Origin of the sequence: Mycolicibacterium vinylchloridicum, assembly GCF_013404075.1 — a bacterium.
GTDB classification, from domain to species: Bacteria; Actinomycetota; Actinomycetes; order Mycobacteriales; family Mycobacteriaceae; genus Mycobacterium; species Mycobacterium vinylchloridicum.
Genome location: NZ_JACBJQ010000003.1, coordinates 264,659 through 286,218 on the forward strand (window position 1 = coordinate 264,659; position 21,560 = coordinate 286,218).

General features: G+C 65.3%; 16 protein-coding genes and 1 pseudogene. 8 read left to right on the top strand and 9 right to left on the bottom strand.

What is annotated here, in order from left to right:
* The first annotated feature begins 3 nt into the window (after nt 1-3).
* Entirely contained in the window at nt 4-726 is a 723-nt protein-coding gene (locus tag HPC46_RS04715) for a siderophore-interacting protein (RefSeq protein WP_179467289.1), read from the top strand.
* Here HPC46_RS04715 and HPC46_RS04720 read toward each other — a convergent pair.
* Nucleotides 705-1,916, bottom strand: a complete 1,212-nt coding sequence (locus HPC46_RS04720; RefSeq protein WP_179467291.1) for a DNA polymerase domain-containing protein — start codon at nt 1,914-1,916, stop codon at nt 705-707. The two genes, HPC46_RS04715 and HPC46_RS04720, sit on opposite strands and share 22 nt — an antisense overlap.
* Before the next feature lie 66 nt (nt 1,917-1,982).
* Here HPC46_RS04720 and fadD2 point away from each other — a divergent pair, with 66 nt between their 5' ends.
* Nucleotides 1,983-3,662 (top strand): long-chain-fatty-acid--CoA ligase FadD2, encoded by a 1,680-nt coding sequence (gene fadD2 / locus HPC46_RS04725; RefSeq protein WP_179467293.1) that lies wholly within the window; start codon nt 1,983-1,985, stop codon nt 3,660-3,662.
* 141 nt (nt 3,663-3,803) lie between these two features.
* Nucleotides 3,804-5,627: a DUF1214 domain-containing protein gene (locus HPC46_RS04730; protein ID WP_179467381.1), complete on the top strand. Its 1,824-nt coding sequence runs from the start codon at nt 3,804-3,806 to the stop codon at nt 5,625-5,627.
* A gap of 11 nt (nt 5,628-5,638) precedes the next feature.
* On the opposite strand, the gene HPC46_RS04735 is transcribed toward HPC46_RS04730, so the two are convergent.
* From HPC46_RS04735 to HPC46_RS04750, 4 genes are all read right to left on the bottom strand, one after another.
* On the bottom strand, nt 5,639-7,837 hold the full coding sequence (locus HPC46_RS04735) for an acyl-CoA dehydrogenase family protein (protein ID WP_179467295.1): 2,199 nt from the start codon (nt 7,835-7,837) through the stop codon (nt 5,639-5,641).
* Nucleotides 7,838-7,909: 72 nt separating this feature from the next.
* Complete coding sequence (locus tag HPC46_RS04740) at nt 7,910-9,235, bottom strand: MFS transporter (RefSeq protein ID WP_179467297.1); 1,326 nt, start codon at nt 9,233-9,235, stop codon at nt 7,910-7,912.
* Nucleotides 9,228-10,199 (bottom strand): 2-hydroxyacid dehydrogenase, encoded by a 972-nt coding sequence (locus tag HPC46_RS04745; protein ID WP_407665464.1) that lies wholly within the window; start codon nt 10,197-10,199, stop codon nt 9,228-9,230. Before HPC46_RS04745 ends, HPC46_RS04740 begins: the two co-directional genes overlap by 8 nt.
* A complete protein-coding gene (locus HPC46_RS04750) occupies nt 10,175-11,296 on the bottom strand; it encodes an alpha/beta hydrolase (RefSeq protein WP_179467299.1) in 1,122 nt (373 codons plus the stop codon). Before HPC46_RS04750 ends, HPC46_RS04745 begins: the two co-directional genes overlap by 25 nt.
* Before the next feature lie 119 nt (nt 11,297-11,415).
* Here HPC46_RS04750 and HPC46_RS04755 point away from each other — a divergent pair, with 119 nt between their 5' ends.
* Nucleotides 11,416-11,994, top strand: a complete 579-nt coding sequence (locus HPC46_RS04755; RefSeq protein ID WP_179467301.1) for a VOC family protein — start codon at nt 11,416-11,418, stop codon at nt 11,992-11,994.
* Here HPC46_RS04755 and HPC46_RS04760 read toward each other — a convergent pair.
* Nucleotides 11,991-12,611 carry a TetR/AcrR family transcriptional regulator gene (locus HPC46_RS04760; protein ID WP_179467303.1) on the bottom strand — a complete coding sequence of 207 codons (621 nt, stop codon included), beginning with the start codon at nt 12,609-12,611 and terminating at the stop codon, nt 11,991-11,993. The two genes, HPC46_RS04755 and HPC46_RS04760, sit on opposite strands and share 4 nt — an antisense overlap.
* A 144-nt stretch (nt 12,612-12,755) precedes the next feature.
* Here HPC46_RS04760 and HPC46_RS04765 point away from each other — a divergent pair, with 144 nt between their 5' ends.
* Genes HPC46_RS04765 through HPC46_RS04775 form a run of 3 tightly spaced genes read left to right on the top strand, consistent with a single transcriptional unit; the run spans nt 12,756 to nt 15,558 of the window.
* Nucleotides 12,756-13,592 (top strand): oxygenase MpaB family protein, encoded by an 837-nt coding sequence (locus HPC46_RS04765; RefSeq protein WP_218893733.1) that lies wholly within the window; start codon nt 12,756-12,758, stop codon nt 13,590-13,592.
* A 27-nt stretch (nt 13,593-13,619) separates the two neighbouring features.
* Nucleotides 13,620-14,618 (top strand): alpha/beta fold hydrolase, encoded by a 999-nt coding sequence (locus HPC46_RS04770; protein ID WP_179467308.1) that lies wholly within the window; start codon nt 13,620-13,622, stop codon nt 14,616-14,618.
* Between the two features lie 40 nt (nt 14,619-14,658).
* Complete coding sequence (locus tag HPC46_RS04775; RefSeq protein ID WP_179467310.1) at nt 14,659-15,558, top strand: class I SAM-dependent methyltransferase; 900 nt, start codon at nt 14,659-14,661, stop codon at nt 15,556-15,558.
* Here HPC46_RS04775 and HPC46_RS04780 read toward each other — a convergent pair whose 3' ends face one another.
* Entirely contained in the window at nt 15,559-15,981 is a 423-nt protein-coding gene (locus HPC46_RS04780) for a hypothetical protein (RefSeq protein WP_179467312.1), read from the bottom strand.
* Between the two features lie 40 nt (nt 15,982-16,021).
* Here HPC46_RS04780 and HPC46_RS04785 point away from each other — a divergent pair, with 40 nt between their 5' ends.
* Nucleotides 16,022-18,469 (top strand): hypothetical protein, encoded by a 2,448-nt coding sequence (locus HPC46_RS04785; protein ID WP_179467314.1) that lies wholly within the window; start codon nt 16,022-16,024, stop codon nt 18,467-18,469.
* A 1-nt stretch (nt 18,470) separates the two neighbouring features.
* Here the strand turns inward: HPC46_RS04785 and HPC46_RS04790 are convergent.
* Both HPC46_RS04790 and HPC46_RS04795 read right to left on the bottom strand, forming a co-directional pair.
* Nucleotides 18,471-19,658: pseudogene (locus HPC46_RS04790) on the bottom strand (alpha/beta hydrolase family protein).
* Between the two features lie 55 nt (nt 19,659-19,713).
* Nucleotides 19,714-21,489, bottom strand: a complete 1,776-nt coding sequence (locus tag HPC46_RS04795; protein ID WP_179467316.1) for an ArnT family glycosyltransferase — start codon at nt 21,487-21,489, stop codon at nt 19,714-19,716.
* Nucleotides 21,490-21,560 lie beyond the last annotated feature (71 nt).

The following is a 21,560-nucleotide window of genomic DNA, read 5'->3' on the forward strand; positions in this document are numbered from 1 at the left end:
CACATGGTGGACAACAAGCCGACCCGCGGCTGGCAGGGTGCCGTACTCAAACTGTTCGGCGCCGGTGAATACGAACTGACCGTGACCGGTCGCGAGCAGATCAGTGAGCACTACCTGCGGCTGAACTTCAATGCGGGCGGAATGCTGGCCGGTCGAGTGGTTCATCCGACGATGTGGATCCGAATGTGGTTCCCCGACAATGGGAAACTGCACCAGCGAGGCTACACACTGGTGAATCCCGATCCGGCGGGCGACACCGTCGACATCGAATTCGCACTGCACGACGGCATCGCATCGCGATGGGCTTGTGCGGCTCAGCCCGGCGACACGATCGGGGCCACCGTGCTCGGGAGCAGCTTCGCGCTGCCCACGCCGCCGCCGGCGGGCTACGTGATCGTCGGCGACACAGCGTCATTGCCCGCGATCAACTCGTTGCTGGATTCGATCGGCGAGACCCCGGCCACGGTGTTCCTGGCTGCCGCCCACGATGACGACGTGGATCTACCGGTCGGTGAGAATGCCGAGATCTTCTGGATCGACCGAAGGGTGTCCGGCACCGCGCTGGTCGAAGCTGTCAGTGAAGGTGCCTACGACGCCGAGGACCACTTCGGCTGGGTCGCCTGCGACAACCGCACGACCCGCGCTGTCGCAAAGATCCTGCGTGAGGACTACCGCATCCCCCGGACGTCGATCAAGGCACAGGCCTACTGGGCCGAAGGAGCCTGACGGCCCGAATACCCTTCCCACGGGCTGTAATCCGCGATCAGTTCCTCCTGGGGTGGGCGCGCGGCCTCGGGTACGTGTTCGAGGTTGATCCGGATGCGATACCAGATCGAACTCGGCCCGCGCATGCCGTCGACCAGGATGTCGGTCGGTTGCAGCGCCTGCGCGACGTCGGGATAGCGGGCACGCCAGACATCCAACGCGGCCACCGCCTCGTCGCGGGTCTTGGTGCGCGCGATCTCGATCAGCGGCTTGTTGCCCTTCGGCGGCTTCTCTGCAGGCCCGAGTTCTTCGGCCAGCGCCAGCAGTGGGTCCAGCGAACCGACCGAGTCGTCCATCGATTCCCAGGGATCGCCGCGTTCAGCGAAGCGGGCCGGAACCGTCAAGATGGTGAACTCCCCGGCCCGGCACCCCGGCACCTCGTCCCATGTCAGCGGGGTCGAGACCCGGGCGTCCGGGGTGGCCCGCACCGAATAGGCCGACGCCACCGTGCGGTCCTTGGCGTTCTGGTTGAAGTCGACGAAGACGCCCTGGCGTTCCTCTTTCCACCACTGGCTGGTCGCCAGCGCCGGTGCGCGGCGCTGCACTTCGCGGGCCACGGTTTCGGCGGCCAGCCGCACCTGCTTGAAGGGCCAGTTCGGCGCGATCCGGGCGTAGATGTGAAAGCCCCGCGATCCCGACGTCTTCGGCCAGGCCGTCAGCCCGTGATCCTCGAGAACCTCGCGTGCCACCTGCGCCACATCGAGAATCTGGGGCCACTGCACGCCGGGCATCGGGTCGAGGTCGATTCGCAGCTCGTCGGGATGGTCGAGGTCACCCGAGCGGACCGGGTGCGGATTCAGATCGACGCATCCGAGGTTGATCGCCCACACCAGGCCGGCCGCGTCGTGCAACACCGCCTCCTTGGCCGACGTACCCCGTGCGTAGCGCAGCTCGGCGACCTCGATCCAGTCCGGGCGCTTCTCGGGTGCGCGCTTCTGGAAGACGGCCTCCTCGGTGATGCCCTTGACGAAACGCTTGAGGATCATCGGCCGGTCGGCGACACCGTGCAGCGCGCCGTCGGCGACGGCCAGGTAGTAGGTGATGAGGTCCCTCTTGGTCACCGGATTGCGGCCGCCGGCTGCCGGGAAGACCACTTTGTCGGGATGGCTGACCGGGACCTGGCGGCCTCCGATGTCCATGACGTCCGCCATGAGGCCATCGTAATTAGGCTGGCCGTTCTGTCCTGGGTGCGACCTAGGTCACATATTGTTGGAGGCATGCCCAGTCTCATGGATCTGCCGGCTCAGGTGTTGGCCAAGGCACAGCAGTTGGCCGAGCGTGGCTCCTCTGAGCTGCACTATTTGGTCAAGATGATCGAGTCGGGTGCCTTCCGGCTCGAGCCGCCGCAGAACCTCGTGTCGATGGTCGCCGACATTCGCCGGTGGGGCGAGATCGGCATGGTTCCCGCGCTCAACGCCCGGCGTACGCCCAACAAGTTGGCGATCATCGACGACGAGGGGTCGATGACGTTCAAGGAACTCGACGAGGCTGCCCACGCGGTGGCCAACGCATTGCTTGCCAAGGGAGTCAAGGGCGGCGACGGCGTGGCCATCCTGGCCCGCAACCACCGCTGGTTCGTGATTGCCAACTACGGCGCCGCGCGGGTCGGTGCCCGCACCATCATGCTGAACACCGAGTTCTCCGGACCGCAGATCAGGGACGTCTCCGAACGTGAGGGCGCCAAGCTGATCATCTACGACGACGAGTACACCGAGGCCGTCAAGCTGGCCGAGCCGCCGCTGGGCAAGCTGCGCGCGCTGGGGACCAATCCGGACGCGGCCGATTCGTCGGGGAGCACCGACGAGACTCTGGCCGATCTGATTGCCCGCACCAGCAGTGATCCCGCGCCCAAGGTCACCAAGCGGTCGTCGATCGTCATCCTCACCAGCGGCACCACCGGCACCCCGAAGGGCGCGACGCGCAACACCCCGCCGACTCTGGCGCCGATCGGTGGCGTACTTTCCGCTGTTCCGTTCCGCGCCGGTGAGGTGACCTCGTTGCCGTCACCCATGTTCCACGCTTTGGGCTATCTGCACGCCACGATCGCGCTGACGTTGGGCTCGACGCTGGTGCTGCACCGAAAGTTCAAGCCCGCCACCGTGCTCGAGGACATCGAGAAACACAAGGTGACCGCGATCGTGGTGGTGCCCGTCATGCTCTCGCGCATGCTCGACGCGCTGGAGACCATGGACACCAAGCCCGACCTGTCGTCGTTGCGGATCGTGTTCGTCTCGGGCTCTCAGCTCGGTGCGGAGCTGGCGACGCGGGCACTGAAGGATCTCGGACCGGTGGTCTACAACCTTTATGGTTCAACGGAAGTCGCGCTTGCGACGATCGCCGGGCCGAAGGACCTGCAGATGAACCCGGCCACCGTCGGCCCGGTCGTCAAGGGCGTGACGATCAAGATTCTCGACGACAACGGCAACGAAGTGCCCCAGGGCGAGGTCGGCCGGATCTTCGTCGGTAACAGCTTTCCGTTCGAGGGCTATACCGGTGGCGGGCACAAGCAGATCATCGACGGGTTGATGTCGTCGGGTGACGTCGGCTACTTCGACCACAACGGCCTGCTGTTCGTCAGCGGACGCGACGACGAGATGATCGTGTCCGGCGGTGAGAACGTCTTCCCCGCCGAGGTCGAGGATCTCATCAGTGGTCACCCCGATGTCGTCGAGGCGACCGCGCTCGGTGTCGACGACCCCGACTGGGGCGCCCGTCTGCGGGCTTTCGTCGTGCTGCGGGAGGAAGCCGAACTCACCGAGGACGCGGTGAAGAATTATGTGCGCGAACACCTTGCGCGCTACAAGGTTCCGCGTGAGGTGGTGTTCCTCTCCGAACTGCCGCGCAACCCGACCGGCAAGATCCTCAAACGGGAGCTGCGCCAGATCGAGGTGCAGTAGTAGCTCACCCCGCGCACTCGGAGGTAAGACACCATCCGACACATGTCTCATCAATGAGGCAAAGGCAATGGGCTGTTGCATAGTAAATGTGATCTGTGCTACACCAGACTCACCAAGTGACACCCACAGTGCGGAGGCGTGATGCGTCCATCGGCCCGGCCCATCCGAAGTGTCGACGACAGTGCGCCGCCGATCGTGAGCTACGCGAAGTACGTCGGCCGCGTGGGTGCACTCGCGGTCTTCCTGGGCGTCGGCGCGGCGATCGCCATGCCGACCGCGCATGCCGACACCGGCGGCTCCGCGCATTCGCCGGGCTCCTCGTCCCACTCGACGACCGCCAAGAAGTCCAGTAGCGCCCCCGATCGGCACGCTCAGGGCAGATCGGCTCGCGTCACCACCGCCTCAGCCGCGTCCACGGTGACCGCGGTGCGTCGCACCGTCGCCTCCACGGGCCGCACCGGGCCCACCGGCACTCCCGCCGCATCGCCCGCCGACGTGGCCGCGGTCGCCTACACCCGCCGCAGGGCGGCATCACTGCAGCAGAGCGCCGCTGCCACCAGTGTGGTCACCCTGACCAACGAGGTCAGTCCGCTTGGCACTCAACAACAGATCTCGCGCGAACAGCTGGCTATGGAGGCCGTGAACACCATTCCGGTCAAGCTGATGAAATTGATTCTGCGCCAAGGATTCCTGGCTGCCGCCGAGAAGCAGTTCGCCCTCGTCGGCGGACCCGACGCGGCGAATCTCGCCGCGTTGGACAACGCGGTCGACGAGTACGCGCTCGCCTCGGCGTTCTCCGAGCAGATCCTCAACCCGATGAACCCCGCGGTCGTCACACAGGTTGCGCCTCCGCACAGCTGGTACGGCGTGGACGTCGGCGGTTCGCGTCTGCTCTACGACAACCCCGACACCATCTACCGCTTCATCCCGGTCAACAAGACGTCGGAGTACGTCATCACCGGGCGGTTCTACAACGAGATTCCCGCCGACACCACCTTCAGCGTGTTGGAAGGTAGTTCGGGTAAGACATCGAAGATCTTGAGCCTCAAGGACATCGACGTCAGCGAGGACGGTTCGTTCGTGATTACCGTCAGCGGCGATCCGGCCGCGCCAGGGGAGAAGAACCATCTGCAGTTGACCTCGAGCTCCACCCTGGTTGCGGTGCGGAACACGTTGGGGGACTGGAACACCGAAGAGCCGATGGATCTGGCGGTGCACAAGGTGAGCGGTCCGCCGAACAGCCTCTTCGCCCAGCTCGGCGGGTTCTTGTTCTTCGGCTCGGTGGTCAACGACAACCCGCTGCTGGCCAAATTGGTGTCCCTGGTCCCACCGTTGCCGATCGCCGACGCGCCGATCGTGCGCGGGACACTGACCGCGTTGCTGATGGTGATCCGTGGCGCCAATCAGGAAGCCAAGTACATGGCGCTGGCCACCACCGACCCCGACACCGGGATGCCGCGCCAACCCAACACCATGACGCAACCGGCCAGCAACGCCGAGTTCCTGGCCAATCAGCTGCAGAGCAACGGCTACTTCCAACTCGCCGACGACGAGGCCCTCGTGCTGACGATCGACCCCGGGAACGCAAAGTTCGTCAGCATTCCGGTCTACAACGACTGGACGATCACCGACGACTACTGGAACGAGCAGACCAGTCTCAACTCCGACCAAGCTGTCAAGAACGACGACGGAACATACACCGTGGTGATCTCGCAGACTGATCCCCTTGTGGCGAACTGGATTTCGACCGGAGGACTCAACCAGGGCATCATCTCGATGCGGTTCCAGAACCTGGACGACGACGACCCGGCTCAGCCCGGCGTCCAAGCCGAGGTGGTCAAGCTCGACGCGCTCACCCATGACACGAACGGGACGGCCGTGATCACCCAGGCGCAGCGGGACGAACAGCTCGCCCTGCGCAAGGCCGGCTTCGACAAGCGCTGGGCACCCTACCCGCAGTCCTGACCCGCCGCGGCCTACGGGTCGCGAGGCAGGCCGAGCAGCCGCTCGGCGATGATGTTGAGCTGCACCTCCGAGGTGCCGCCGTAGATGGTGGTCGACCGGCTGCCCAGCAACCACTCCGCCCACTTGCCTTGTAGCGCTTCGGGATCGCCGATGGCTCCGTCGATGCCGAACGACGACACCGCGAACTCGGCATAGCCCTGTCCGGTGCGCATCGACAGCAGCTTGGAGATCGCCGCCGACGGCATCGCATCACCGCCGGCCAGCGTCAGCAGCGTCGAGCGCAGGTTCAACAGCTTGGCCGCATGCCCCTCGGCGATCAGTTCACCGGCCCGGTGATGACCGATCTGATCGAAGTGTCCACCGTTCACGAAGTCGACGAATCCGTCGAGGTTGGCCAAGAACCCGGGCTCGCTACTGCCGATCGAAACCCGTTCCGCGGTCAGGGTATTGCGGCTGACCTCCCAGCCACGGTCCACCTCGCCGAGCACCAGCTCGTCGGGAACGAACACGTCGTCGATGAACACGGTGTTGAACATCGCGTGGCCGGTGAGCTCACGCAGCGGCTTGACCTCCACACCTTGACTTTTCATGTCGAGCAGGAAATAGCTGATGCCGTTGTGTTTCGGCGCAGAGGGATTCGTTCTCGCCAGGAGCGCACCCCACTGCGCGTACTGTGCGCCCGTGGTCCAGATCTTCTGGCCGGTGATCCGCCAGCCGCCGTCGACTTTGGTGGCCTTGGTGGTCAGGCTGGCCAGATCGGATCCGGCACCCGGCTCGGAGAACAGCTGGCACCAGATCATCTCGCCGCGGAAGGTCGGCGGAAGGAAGCGCTGTTTTTGCTCCTCGTCGCCGAACGCCACGATGGACGGGATCAGCCATGCCGCGATGCCCATCTGTGGGCGCTTCACCTGCCCGGCGGTGAACTCCTGGGCGATGATGATCTGCTCGATCGGCTTGGCATCGCGGCCCCACGGCTTGGGCAGGTGCGGCTGGACCCAGCCGCCCTCGGCGATCGCGGCTTTGCGCTCCTCGCGCGGAATTGCCTTCAGCGCGGCAACTTCTGCTCGGATCTCGGCGCGCAGCTGTTCGGTCTCGGGGTCTAGGTCGATGTTGATCGCCCGCATGCCCGTGGCGGTCGCGGTGTCGAACACCTTCTGCTGGTATTCGTTGGCCCGCCCGAACGCGGCGACCAGGCCCAGCGTGCGGCGGTAGTAGACGTTTGTGTCGTGCTCCCAGGTGAAGCCGATACCGCCGTGCACCTGGATGCAGTCCTGCGCGCAGTGCTGAGCGGCGGCGGGTGCCAGGCTCGCGGCCACCGCGGCGGCGAACTCGTAGGCGGTTTGTTGGTTGTCCCAGGACTTTTCGGCGGCCTCGTCGAGTGCACGGGCGGCGTCCCAGACCGCGGCGGTGGCCCGCTCGGTGGTGGCGATCATCTCCGCACACTTGTGCTTGATGGCCTGGAACTGGCCGATCGGGCGACCGAATTGCTCGCGGATCTTCGCGTACGCCGCGGCGGTGTCGGTGGCCCAGCGGGCGATGCCGACGGCCTCAGCTGACAGCAGCGTCGTGACGATCGCCCGCCCGGCCGACTGGGACAGATTGGACAACACCTGGTCGGCGGTGACCTCGACGGCGTTGGCGCGTACATGGGCCACCGGCCGTAGATGGTCCACCGAGTCCACCGGTTCGATCTCCAATTCGGCGGCATCGAGGATCACCCACTCCGAGCCGCTGTCGATCGCCACCGGTAAGACCAGGACCGATGCCTGCGCGCCTGCGAGTACCGAGCGGGCTTCGCCGCGGATGACGAGCGTGCTGTCCTGGCGGGTCGCGGTCAGACCGGACTCCAGCGCGCAGGTGGCGATGAGCTCGCCCGAAGCCAGCTGGCCCAGCAGCTTGGTGTCGGGGTCATGAGCCGAGATCAGCGCGCTGGCGATCGCCGAGGGCACGAACGGTCCCGGCACCGCGCCATATCCGAACTCGGCGATCACGATCGCCAGTTCCAACAGGCCGAAGCCCTGCCCATCCACCGACTCGGCAAGATGAAGGCCGTGCAGCCCCTGCTCAGCCGCGGCGTTCCAGTACGGCGGCGGATTGGGCACCGGAGTCTCGAGGGCCTCATGCAGGACTTCCGACGGTGCCACCCTTGCGACCAGCGACTTCACCGAATCTGCGAGGTCGTGGTGCTCAGGTGTGATCGCGATGGGCATGTGAGTGCCTTCCCTATTAACCGGTGGGTTGGTAGCCAGGCTACCCGCCCAGACATGCCCCACTCGATGGGATCACTCTGGCGGCCTGACCGGTTGCGGGGTCGCGCGCAGGATCACCACCACGACCGCTGACAACAGCATGATGACTCCCACCGCCCACATCCCGGCCTTGTCGCTGCCGGTGAACTGGTTGAGCGCTCCGGTGGCATACGGCGCGGCGAAACCGCCGAGGTTGCCGATCGAGTTGATCAGACCGATTCCGCCGGCCGCGGCCGCGCCGGTGAGGAATTGGGCGGGCAGCGCCCAGAAGCTGGGGATCGCGGAGAAGACGCCCATGGCGGCGATACTCACCGGAATCATCACCAGCAGTGGGCTGTGCAGATACAACGCGATCGGAATCGCCAAGCCGCCCAGTCCCATTGGAATGGCGACGTGCCAGACGTGTTCGCCCTTGCGGTCGGCATGACGTGACCACAGGTACATGGCTATCGCGGCCAGCGTGTAGGGCACCGAGGTGATCAGGCCGACCTGCACGATCGACAGGTGCACGTCGAACATCTTCTTGAAGTCGGAGATGATGGACGGCAGGAAGAACGCCAGGGCGTACAGGCCGTAGGCGACGCCGAAGTAGACCAGCGACAGCGCCCAGATCCGCGGACTGGTCAGCGCGCGGCGTAGCGGGAACTCGAAAGTGCCTGCGACATCGCGTTCCTCGCGGGCCAGCACATCGATCAGCCATTGCCGTTCGTCGGGTCGCAGCCAGTGCGCGTCGGCGGGGCGGTCGGTGAGATAGAACCAGCAGATGATGCCGAGGATGATCGCGGGCAGACCGACCCCGATCATCATGAACTGCCAGCCGGCCAATCCGAAAAGGCCCTCGCCGGCCTGGATCATCCACGCAGCCAACGGAGTTCCGACGGCGGCGGCGATCGGGCTGGCCATCATGAACATCGCGACGATCCTTGCCCGGTACGCGGCGGGGAACCACCGGGTGAGATAGAAGATCACGCCGGGGAACAGTCCGGCTTCGGCCACGCCGAGCAGGAAGCGCAGCACCAGCAGGGTGGCCGCATTGGGTGCGAATCCGATTGCCACCGCGACGATTCCCCACGACACCGCGATGCGGGCCAGCCAGCGGCGGGCGCCGAAACGCTCCAGGGCCAGGTTGGACGGCACCTCGACCAGCACGTACCCGATGAAGAAGATGCCCGACGCCAGCCCGAACATGCTCGCGGTGAGCTGCAGGTGCTCGCTGATATCGGCTTTGGCGATGCCGAGATTGGTGCGGTCCAGGTAGTTGACGAAGTAGAGCGCCATGAGAAAGGGCACGACACGGATGATGACCTTGCGCAGCGCGCGCGTCTCCAGTGACTTCTCGCCGGTGGATACGCTAGCCATCCTGCCTCCCGTTGACGACGTTGACCAGGTCGCTGCCGTCGCGCAGCCGGCGGCAGTTGTCGATGGCCTGGATGAGGTAGCGGCGCATGGTGTCTGCGGTCAACCAGGTGACGTGCGGGGTCAGGACGACGTTGTCCAGGCTCAGCAGCGGATTGGCGGGGTCGACGGGCTCGGCCGCGAATACGTCCAGTCCGGCGGCGGCCAGCCTGCCGTTGCTCAGGGCATCGACGAGGGCGGGCTCGTCGATGATGCCACCACGAGAAGTGTTGACCAGCACAGCATGTGGTTTCACCCCAGCCAATGCGGTCGCATTGATGAGCTTGTCGGTGGCCGGCGTGAGCGGCAGGTGCAGGCTGATGATGTCGCTTTCGGCGAGCAGGTCGGGCAACGGACGCCAGCTGTCGGTTTCGTCTCGTGCAGTGTTGGTGTGTAGTACGGTGCCGCCCATCGCGTGCACGATCCGTTCGACGCGTTTGGCGATGTTGCCGTAGCCCACCAATCCCACAGTGCAACTGCCGATATCGCGCACGGTCTCGCCGAGGCCGGCATCCGTCGGCCAGCCGAGTCCGCGCCGGGTGGCGCGGTCCAGTGCGGGGAGCCGCCGCAGGGCCGCCAGCATCAACAGCACCGTGCCCTCGGCGACCGAGGGAGCGTTGGCACCCGGCATGTTGGCCACCGCGATCCCCAGTTCGGTCGCGGTATCGACGTCGATGGTGTTCACCCCGGCACCCAGCTTGTGCACCAGGCGCAGCCGCGGTCCGAGACGCAGATCGGCGCCTGTCAATGGCCTCAGCACATGCCAGATCACCTCGGCGTCAGGCAGTTCGCGGTGCAGTGTCTGATCGTCGTCCTCGTGGCACCACCGGATGTCGAGCCAATCCGATTCCGGTGCAACGATGTCCAGCACGCTGTCGCTGGGAAGGAAATGCGCCAGGACTCTTACCGCCACCGTTTGTGGATCCACTTCACAATCGTGTCAGCCTGCTCGCTGCGTGCGCCCGGGGTGGTGAAGTAGTGGTCGGTGTCGATTGAGCACCGGGTTTTGTCGGTGCTGGCAAGCGCATCGAAGATCCGCTGGGCATCGGACGGGAACACACCCGTGTCCTGCTCGGCATTGATCACCATGGCCGGGACGTCGACCCGCGCGAGGTGGGGCTCGGCGCGGGTCTGGGCGGTCTTCAGGCTCCACATGCCCAGCCAATTGCGCAGCGTGCAGGCGGCGGCGATGCCGTAGGAGGAGCGGTTGGCCTTCACCGGCACACCCGCGTAGCAGAGGTTGGCCTGACGGTGCGTGGGCTCGATGGACGGGTCGACCATCCGGGGATCGGCCCAGGTGCGCATCACGGTGAATGGCCGGTCGGAGAACCCGGCGGCCTGCACCCGCTTGAGTTCGGTCTCGGCCCAGTCGGTGATCGCGTGATTGCGGGCGATCTGGGCGGATCGATAGCGGGCGATGAACTCGGGGGTGAACGGCGGACCGTTGCGCTCGTCGAACAGGTCGAGTTCGGGATCGCTGGCTACCGGGTCGTTTTCGTCGACGACGGCGGCGTCCATCCAGGCGGTCAGCACATCGGGGCGGCCCGGGTGGGCCGCGCTGGCGATATAGCCGTCGGCGGGCGGCAGCTCGGTCAGTCCGGCAGCGGGCCGCATCCCTTCCAGTGGTGTGACATTCGGGTCGACTGCCTGCGACTGGTAGGCCGCCATCAGCGAGCCCCCACCCGAATTGCCGAGCAATACAACCGTTTCCACACCCTGGATTTCGCGCAGCCAGCGCACCCCGACCCCGATGTCGACCAGCGCATGGTCGAGAAGAAAGCTGCTCTCGAATCCGCGAAAACGGGTGTTCCAGCCGAGGAAGCCGACGCCCCGGGTGGCCAGGTAGTCGGCCAGGTAGTGCTCGGAGAAGTCGATCTGATAGTGGGTGGCGATGACGGCGACCTTGGGCTTGCGGCCGACCCCGCGGTGGTAGAGACCCTGGCAGGGATGTCCGCCGGCACCGGCTCGGCGCGCAGTGGGGGATGACACCCCGATGAACTCGCGGACGACTCCGGGGGTGGGCATGTGGGTGACCTCCTCGCGGTGGGCGCTGAGGAGACGATATTCGCCGGCGTCGATGTACACGCCTGAATCCGGTGTTAGGTTCGGTTACCAGAGTTGACCAGTATCTGTGGGGGCACGACATGATCAAGCCGCACAACACCAACCCGGAATTCGAACTCGGCGGGATCAACCACGTCGCGCTGGTGTGCGCCGACATGGAACGCACGAAGGATTTCTACACGAATGTGCTGGGGATGCCGCTGGTCAAGTCGCTCAATCTGCCCGACAACCTGGGGCAGCACTTCTTCTTCGATGCGGGCAACGGCGACTGCGTGGCGTTCTTCTGGTTCGCGGAGGCTCCTGACGGCACGGCGGGCAGCACCACGCCCGCGGCGCTGCCCGGGCTTGGCTCGATCGTCAGCGCGGTGGGCTCGATGAACCACCTGGCCTTCCACGTGCCGGAGGAGAAGTTCGACGAGTACCGCGCTCGGCTCAAGGAGAAGGGGGTGCGGGTCGGGCCGGTGCTCAACCACGACGACAGCCCCCAGGGCGCCACCCGTGAGCTCCATCCTGGCGTGTATGTGCGGTCGTTCTACTTCCTGGACCCGGACGGTATTGTTCTCGAATTTGCGTGCTGGACAAGGGAATTCACCGAAAATGAAGCTACGACGCAGCCCAAGACGGCGGCCGACCGTAGGCAGCCGGTTTCGGCCAACTAGTCGCGGAACAGCCGGGGGTCGCCGAGTTCATCGATGATCGCGGTGAGCTGATCGGCGAGCTCGGCGGGCGTCAGCGTGATCGCGCCGCCCAGCCATGCGCTGATCGTCTGGCCGACCCCGCCGACGACGAAGTGCGCGAACGCCTTGATCCGGTCGTTGGCCGGGCGGTGCAACAGAGCCTCGACGTGCTGGCCGGACAGCATCGCGAACAGGGCGCCGGACTCCTGCCGCTTGCGGACCACCGTGGCGTTGGACAGCTGCGAGCTGAACATCAACCGTCCGACCCGCGGATCGAGTTCGATGGTGCGCACGATATTGGCCATGGCCGCCCGGTTTTGCGCGTCGACGGGGGCGGTGGCGACCGCCGCCTGGGTGGTGGCGGCCAGCTCGGCGACCACCCAGTCGAATACCGCCGCCACGAACTCGTCCTTATCGGCGAAGCTCTCGTAGAAATACCGGGTGGCGACGCCGGCCTCCCGGCAGATGCCACGAACGGTGAGCTCAGCCGGGTCGACATCGCTGCCCAGCAGTTCCAGCCCCGCCTGCAGCAGCCGGGCCCGGCGCCGGGCCAGCCGATCGGCGGCATCAACGCCGCCGTACGGGCGTGCCTGCGTCATTAGCCCATCTTGACATTGCTGTGGCCAGGGCGGCAATATTCGGAAACATCTGTTGTCAGATTTTGATCAGGAATTGGGTGGCGCATAGTGGCGGTCCGCGAACCTGTCATCAGTCATGTCGATCGCGCAGTGAGCGCGCCGCCGATGCCGTCGTGGCGCCGCCCGAAGCGCGGGCCAGGCTTCGACGACGGCCTGATGGGTGTCGCGCTTCTGGCCGGCCCGGCGAACGTGATCATGGAGCTGGCCCGGCCGGGCGTCGGCTACGGCGTGATGGAGAGCCGGGTCGAGAGCGGACGGGCCGACCGGCATCCGGTGAAGCGGGCACGGACGACGTTCACCTACCTGGCGGTGGCCACTCGCGGCAGCGAGGAGCAGAAGAAGGCCTATCGGCGTGCGGTCAACAAATCGCACGCCCAGGTCTACTCAACCCCTGATAGCCCGGTGCAGTACAACGCCTTCGACAAGGATCTCCAGCTGTGGGTGGCAGCCTGCCTCTATAAGGGCGGCGTCGACATCGCCCGGGTCTTCATCGGCGAGGCGGACGACGAGACTGCCGACCGGCAATACCGCGAGGCGATGGCGCTGGCCACCACCCTGCAGGTGCCCGCCGAGATGTGGCCTCCCGACCGGGCCGCCTTTGACCGGTATTGGCAGGAACAGCTGGACAAGGTGCATATCGACGACACGATCCGCGAGTACCTGTACCCGTTCGCGGTGTCACGGATCCGTGGTGTTCGGCTCCCGGGACAGCAGGCCCTCGAGCGCTTCAACCTCCTCATCACCACCGGATTCCTGCCGCAGCGCTTCCGCGACGAGATGCAGCTCGAGTGGAACGCGGACATGCAGCGAAAGTTCGATCGTTTGATGGCGCGCATCCGGTTCGTGAACAACCTGGCGCCGCGGTTCATCCGGGAGTTCCCGTTCAATCTGCTGTTGCGTGATCTGGATCGGCGAATCCGCACCGGTCGGCCGTTGGTGTGATCGCTGTTTCAGTGGCAGGCTGCGGCGGTGGGCATCTTCGCGCAGTGGCAAGAGGGCGGCACCCATCTTCGTTGGCGTTCGACGACGCCGGCGAACGACGGCCGAGAACTCAAGGTGTTCGTTCGCCGTAGTGGCAGCCAGGGCGCCCCTGCCCTGGTGTGTGTGCACGGTTTCCCGACGTCGAGCATCGACTATTTCGCGCTGGCCCATGAATTGCGCTCGGAATTCGAGATATTCACCGTTGATTTCCCGGGGTACGGACTCTCCGACAAGCCACCGTCGCCGTATGTGTACTCGCTGTATGACGATGCGCGGCTGCTGGTGCACCTGATCACAGACGTCTGGCAACTGGACAACTATGCGATCGTGACCCACGATCGCGGCAGCAGCCTCGGAATGATCGCTGTGACGATGCTGGCTGAGGCCAACGCGGCGATGCCGGTCGACTTGATCATCACCAATGGGAACATCTACCTGCCGTTGGCCAACCTCACAGCCTTCCAACAGGCGCTACTCGACGATTCGACCTCGCGCGCGACCGCGGCAGCGACAACGCCCGAGATGCTGGCAGCCGGTCTCGGCGCGAGCACGTTCATGCCGCGCAGAACCCTCGACGACCCCGAGATCGCCGCACTGGCACGCTGCTTCGCACACGACGACGGCATTCGAGTCCTGCCGGACACCATCAAATATCTGCACGAACGAGCCGCGGACGAAACAAGCTGGCTCGAGGCCTTCGCCACCACCACCGTCGATACGACCCTCGTCTGGGGCGTCCACGACACCGTCGCACCGCTGAGAGTCGCCAACCACGTGTGGCACACCTACATCAAGGACAAGCCGGGGCGCAGCCGCTACTGGGTGGTGCCGGGTGGCGACCACTACGTGCAGTGCGACGCACCGAAACAACTCGCAGACGTCCTGCGCCTGACTCACGCCGGCGACGCCGTCGGACTGCAGACATTGGGTGACGCGCCGGACGGTCCGGTACTGGTCGACCAAAGCGACGGCCCGACCGCAGGCTGACCGGTGAGGCCTGTCAGAAATTGCGCGTACCCTCGCGGCAGTGCGAACTGACGACGACACCTGGGACATCACCACCAGTGTCGGCTCGACGGCACTGTTCGTCGCGGCCGCGCGTGCACTGGAGGCGCAGAAGCCCGATCCGCTGGCCGTTGACCCGTTTGCGGAGGTGTTCTGTCGCGCCGTCGGTGGTCAGTGGGCCGCAGTGCTGGACGGCGAAGCACCGGATCATCCGCTGAAATCGGAGCAATTCGGACAACACTTCGTCACCTTCCAAGCCGCGCGGACCCGCTACTTCGACGCTTATTTCCGAAGGGTGGCGCAAGCCGGCGTGCGTCAGATCGTCCTGCTGGCCGCCGGCCTGGACTCCCGTGCCTACCGGCTGGACTGGGCACCTGGCACGACCATCTACGAACTCGACCAGCCGCAAGTGCTGGAATTCAAGCGCGAGGCCGTCGCCGCGCACGGCGCCAACCCGACGGCCGAGCGCCGCGAGATCGCGGTCGACCTACGAGACGACTGGCCGCAGGCCCTGCGGGACAGCGGTTTTCAATCCGCTCAGCCCTCGGCCTGGATCGCCGAGGGTCTGCTGATCTACCTGCCCGCCAGTGCGCAGGAGCAGCTGTTCACCGGCATCGACGCATTGGCCAGTACGGGCAGCCACCTCGCTGTCGAGGAGGGTAGGCCCATGGACCGGGACGCCTTTCAAGCGAAGGTTCAACAAGCGAAGTCCGTCGGCAACGAGCGCGGCCAGTGGTGGCAGCTGGTCTACAACGAGCAGGTGGCGCCCGCAGCGCAGTGGTTCGGTGAGCGGGGCTGGACGGCCGAGGAAACCACGTTGGTGGACTACTTGAAGGGCGTTGGCCGTTCCGCCGACTCCGCGGACGCCGAAGTGGCCAACATGCTGGCCAGTATCACCTTGGTGAGGGCGATCAAGGGTTAGTCAGCGAGTCACCTTGGTGGACAAGGTAATCGGTGAGCGTATCTGCGACGAACGACCCGCCATGAACTGATTAACAGAGAGTTTGAAACCGCCAATAAATTGGCATTGCTGATAAATATTGAGGGCCCGCGGCGCACTGTTCAACGCGCTCACCGCTAGGTCGGAGGACTCGATGAAGCCAGCAATGCTCAGCACTCGCGCGGCAGCTGCAACCGTTGCGCTGGGGGTCGGGGTGGCATTGGCAGGCGGTCCCGCTCCCATCGCCGCGGCCGATACGTCCTCCGACGACAGCTCGTCGTCGGTGAACTCGGCGTCGACCGGCCCGGCGGCGAAGACCGGATCGGCGAAACCGAAACCCAGAGGTTCGGCCGGTAAGCCGAAGGCCGGATCTGAGGACTCGAAGCTGAGTGCCTCGACAGTCACATCACAGACCGGAACATCGCGCACCCCAACACATATCACGATGAAGCCGCACCTCGCCGCCGCGACACCGACGCTTCGACTCGCCACCTTGCCCGCGCCCGGCTCCATCATGCGCGCCGGCACCGACCTCGTGACGGCGGTGTTGAACGCGACGGTCACACCGCTGACCAATACCCCAGGATCCCCGGCGGAATGGATGCTGGCGGCCGCCGCGCGTCGTGAAGTGGGCGACACGGAGTCGGCGACCGGACAGCTCGCCAGGCAACCAGTCGCCGCGTCGGGCCCCGTGCCCCTGGGCCCGGTGGGTAGTCGCATTGTGCTGGCGCTGAATTCGCTGTTGCAACCGGTCCAGACGCTGCTTGCCGACCTCAGCGGCAGGGCGGAAGAGAACTTCCCCGGCTCGTGCGTGGATTCGAAGTGTGTGTCCAGCACCGACATTCCGGTTCCCCAACCCAGCATTCAGGTCACGTTCATCAACCTGACCGGTCGGCCGCTGACCCTGACGAACCTGACGACGTATGACCCGCTGGCCTTTGGCCCGCAGAATGGCTATGTCCTGGACAATGCGCGCCAGGTCGAGATGGGGTTCTACACCAACAACGATGAGGACACCTCCAGCCGGGCTACCATGGACTGGACGGACGGCACCGACAGCTTCGAGGTCTACGTCCGGTTCGACAGCGCCTTCATCACGCCGTCGAGCAGCAATGTGCAATCCGATGTGTTCAACACCCCGACTCCCGTCTCGGGGACTCCTCAAGCAGCGGTGAGCCAGACGGTTCTCTTCCTACCGAAGGCGGGCACCGAAATCACGATCGCTCCCACTGATGGTGTCGGACAAGCGATCGTTGCCACGGCACTGTGTGAGAACCGAGGCACGTGCACCCAGGAGGCCGTCGACTCGCGCGTCGTGTACTCCGCCGCGAAAAATGTTGGCAATACGGTCTTCAACTACGGAACCGTGGATTCCGCAAACACTTACGAGGTCATCCACGAGGCGGTCAAAACCAACGGCATCGAAGAGAATCTGAAGATCGCTGCCGGCGGCTCGGTCAAGTTCTCCCTCGGACCGCTGAACTTTGAGACGGAGATCAGCGCGGTGCTCCAGCAGAAGTATGGCCACAGCTGGAGCGACGGCGTGATCACCAAGCAAGGCGCGACGGTCAATGTGGCGCCTGGCATGTACGGCCAGATTCAGCTGTCCTACGGCGAATATCACGACATCGTCGACATGACGTTGATCGACAAGGACGTCACCATCAAGATTCCGGACATCGAATACGTCAGCCCCGTTCCTGCCGACGCCGAGAACGAGGATGGCTCGCTGGTGGCCCCACCCATCTGGACCACGGTCGACTATGCCATCGGCACCGGCCCGGATCCCTACCCGAATTCGCACTCCACTCCGACAGCGCCCACGAACACCTCGGCACCGGTCAGCAATCCGACGCCAGCGGATATCGCGGCACCTGTCGCAGATCCCGCCCCCGCGCGCAAGTCGGTCGGTGCGGCGATCCGGGACTTCGTGAGGGATGAAACCCGGGCGATCCTGGGGTTGCCCAAGGTGCTGATCACCGGCCACCCCGACCAACTGTCCACGCGCGGTTACGAAATCGTCAATCTCACGCCGTACCCGCAGAAGCTCATCTTTATCGACGGCGAGATCGAAGAAGACGAATCCCCGACCGTCGGCTACGTACTTCAGCCGTTCCAGATGGTGCGGATCGAAGTCGACTACGCCACCTACGGCGCTCAAGAGGCCGTGGTGAAATGGGAGCGGAACGACGGCGGGCCCACGACCGTGAGCGAAGCGATCCTCAAGAATTACCCCGACGGGGGGTCATCGGTTCAGTGCAAGAGCTCGGCGTGCATGGATGGCGGCGAGGACGAGCCGAATTCCGCTGAGGTGATGTACATCATCCAGCCCAGCCTCAGTAGCTTCGACCTGACATCGGATCCGAACCTCGCCTCCGCCGCCGTGGACGCGGCGTGCTATTACAACAACGCGGGCCAAACCCCGGGCTCGTGCGGGGCCAATGTCACCGGCCAAAGTTATTACACGGCACCGGTAACTGCGCCGGACCGATACAACTACAACAACGCCTCGCAGGAAAACTCTTTCTCCGAAACGCTCACCACCTACAAGTCAGAGACCGACAGCTGGTCTGCTGGCGGGGGGATCAAGATCAAGGAGAAGTCCAGTCTTTTCGTCGGCCAGCAGATCGAATTCGAATCAACCGTTCTCTACACCGGATCGGTTCAGGAGAAGGACTCCGAATCAACCACGGTCAAGCAGAATGTGCCGCCGTACTCGACCGGCACCCTCTCCTACGGCGACGCCTACCTGCGTACCTACGGCGACTTCACGATCCATCTGCCGAATAGCACCATCATTGTCCGGGACCAGTGGCTCGAGAATCCGTCCGGCCTGGCCGCGATGGGCCCGGTGGTAAGCCTCACCGACTATCCCGGCCCGCCCCAGATCTGAGCTAGTCCCACATGAACGGCCGCAGGAAGCGGTTCATCCGGCGAAGGTAATCCGGCTGGCTGACGTGCAAGATGTGGTTTCCCGGAAACCAGTGCAGCGCACAATGATCCCAGTGCTCCCACAGAGCTTCGGCCTGCTGCGGCGGTGCCAGCCGATCACCGAGGCCGGTAATGATCAGGCGCTGATCACGCGGTACCAACGGCCGGTAGTTCAGGGCGCAGTGGTACGCCGACGCCGCGGCCGAATCCTCGCGGCTGATGGTGCCGAAGGTACGGCCCAGTTCGATCAGCTTGTTGGCCGGCCACCATTCGTCGAACGTCCGCTCGGGGGTGACGACCGGGACGTTCGGGATCACCGCTTCGAGTCGGTCGTCGGCGGAGGCGACGAGCGCTGAGGTATAGCCGCCCAACGACATTCCGGTGAGCGCGATGCGGTCCACTCCGGTGTCGCGCAGCCAGTCCATGACGGAGCGGAAGTCGTGCACTGCCTGGGCCATGGTCTCGGCGAATCCGGCCATCCCCTGGGAGAAGAAGCCGTAACCGCTGAACGGGGAACCCTTTTCGGCGCGCCGGCCATGGAACGGCAGCGTGTAGAGCATCACGTCGTAGCCGGTGCGGTAGAACCACGGCAGCGAGAAGAACAGCCCGTTGAACAGGTACGGCGAACCCATGAAGCCGTGGATCACACACAGGGTCGGCCGCGGTCCGTCGTCGTGACGCCAATGCTGGGCCCACACGATGTTGTTGCGTTCCAACTGTTTCCATTGCTTGCGCATCTTGGGGTTGATCGGTTCGAAACTGCTCTCGAACCGCATGTTCTGGACGTTGCCGTGGGCGATTTACTGGGCAATCGGATTCGCCGGGCGCGTTGTCACCGTGGGCAACACGGTGGGAGCGGGGAACGAGGCCGCCGGGTCCTGGCGCGCGGCGAGCTCGGCGTAGAACTCGAGGTTGCTGCGTTCGCGGTGCAGGTCCGAGCGGCGGACGATGCTCTTGGCGACCGTCGGCAGCATCGACACCCCGACCAGCGAGGCGATCGCCGTGCGCAGCCCGATGTCGGCGACCGCAGATGAGTCCACGATCAGCCGCTGAAGTGCGGTCAGGTCGGAGCGCTCGGGCAGACCCTCGTAACCGGCGTCGGCACCCGGCACATCGGGCACAGGGATGGGCAGGTCGACGTTCGACGTCATTGTCGCGGCCTTTCGCCGGTGGATACCTTCCCTGGATGTTAACTGGACAGGCGTCTCACAAGAGCCGAAATATCGTCGCGCCGCCTACCTTGACCGGTCGGTAATGCTGCTGTACCCAGTCGGCGATCTCCCCGCCATTGCGGTCATGGCTGCGCATCCGCCCGCTCTCGATGTAGTAGGTGATCTCGCCGGCGTGCACGTCGTCGACGAATTGCGCCAAGGTGGGCACCGGGTCGCTGCTCCAGCCGCCGATCGCCATGACCGCGGTGCCGGAAGCGATCTCCAGCGATGCGGCCGCCTGCGATCCCGACGTAGCCGCTGACCATGTGGTTGTGGTGGCGCTGAGCAATGTGGCCAATTGCGGGTTGACAGTGCCGGAGCTGGCACCCGTCATCATCGTCTTCGCGAACCGCGATCCGACAGTAGGCCACACGTCAGCGGTGTGGGCCGCATTCGGGATCGATCCGTTGTGCGGGGTGGCCGCGGTTGCGACCGAAAACATCGCAGTCCCACTGAGGCTGGCGAACAGGGCTATCGCCAGCGCGAACGGCGTCAGCCGAGGCCACTTCGTCAACGCTGCCAGCAGCAATGCCACGGCCGTCACAGCACTGGCGCCGATCGCCCAGCGCGACCACGACGGCCCCAGCCCGGCGCGGTGCAGTAGGACGATGGCCCAGGCCGCGGCGGCCACCACCATCGCGATCGCCGCCGATCTGCTCAGTACCGCGGCCAGCCCGATCAGCGCGCCCGCCGCCGGTGCCAGCGCGACGGTGTAGTACGGATGGACCATGCCGGTCATATAGCTGAACACCAGGGTGCAGACGACGAACCACACCGTCCACGTGGTGAAGCCCGCCGCTTCAATCCGGTTCAGCCTGCGGCGCAGCGCAAGATATGCGGCGGCCACGATCGCGACCAGGACGGCGGGCAGCAGCCAGGACACTTCGTAACCCATCTCCGCGGACAGGATTCGCAGCACCCCGGCATGGGTGCTCCAGCCACCGAGATGCCCGTGTGAGACCGCGTTACCGCCACCCACGATGCGGTCGACGCCGTTGTACCCCAACGCGAGGTTGAGCACATTGTTGTCGGTCGAGCCACCGATGTAGGGACGCGACGCCGCGGGCCACAGTTGGACGATCGCGACCCACCAGCCGGCCGAGATGACCAGCGCCACAGCCGCCCCCAGCAGATGCAGCACCCGTCGCCACCACTTCGTCGGTGCGAAAAGCAGATACGCGAGGCAAAACGCGGGCAGCACCATCAGACCGGCCAGCATCTTGGTGAGGAATGCCAGCCCCAGAGCGACGCCGACCAGAGCAAGCCATCGCCACGACGCACCGGTGACCGCGCGCATCAGGAAGTACGCGGCCGCGACCATCAGCAGCACCAGCAGCGCGTCAGGATTGTTGTAGCGGAACATCAATGTCGCGGCAGGGGTCAGGGCCAACACGGTTCCGGCGATCAGACCCGCGACCGCCCCGCGCGCTGGGTTGGCCACGGTGCGGCGGACCGTGAAGTACAGGACCGCGACGGCCCCGACCCCCATCAGCGCCTGCGGTACCAAGATCGCCCAGCTGTTCATCCCGAATAGCCGGACCGACAGGCCCGTCACCCATAGCGCGGCCGGTGGTTTGTCGACGGTGATGAAGTTGTTCGGGTCCAGGGAACCGAAGAACCACGCGGTCCAGTCCTTGGCCCCGGACTGGGCCGCGGCCGCATAGAACGCGTTGCCGTAGCCGTTGATCGGCAGATTCCAGAGGTAGAGCGCGGCGGTGGCGGCCAGCAGGCAGGTCAGGGCGACGGCCTGCCACCGCGTGCTGGCATGCATCCGAACCACGGTGCACGACAGTGCTGCTGCACCGGCGTCGCCCCAGCTGGGAAGTCACTGTGGATTTCATG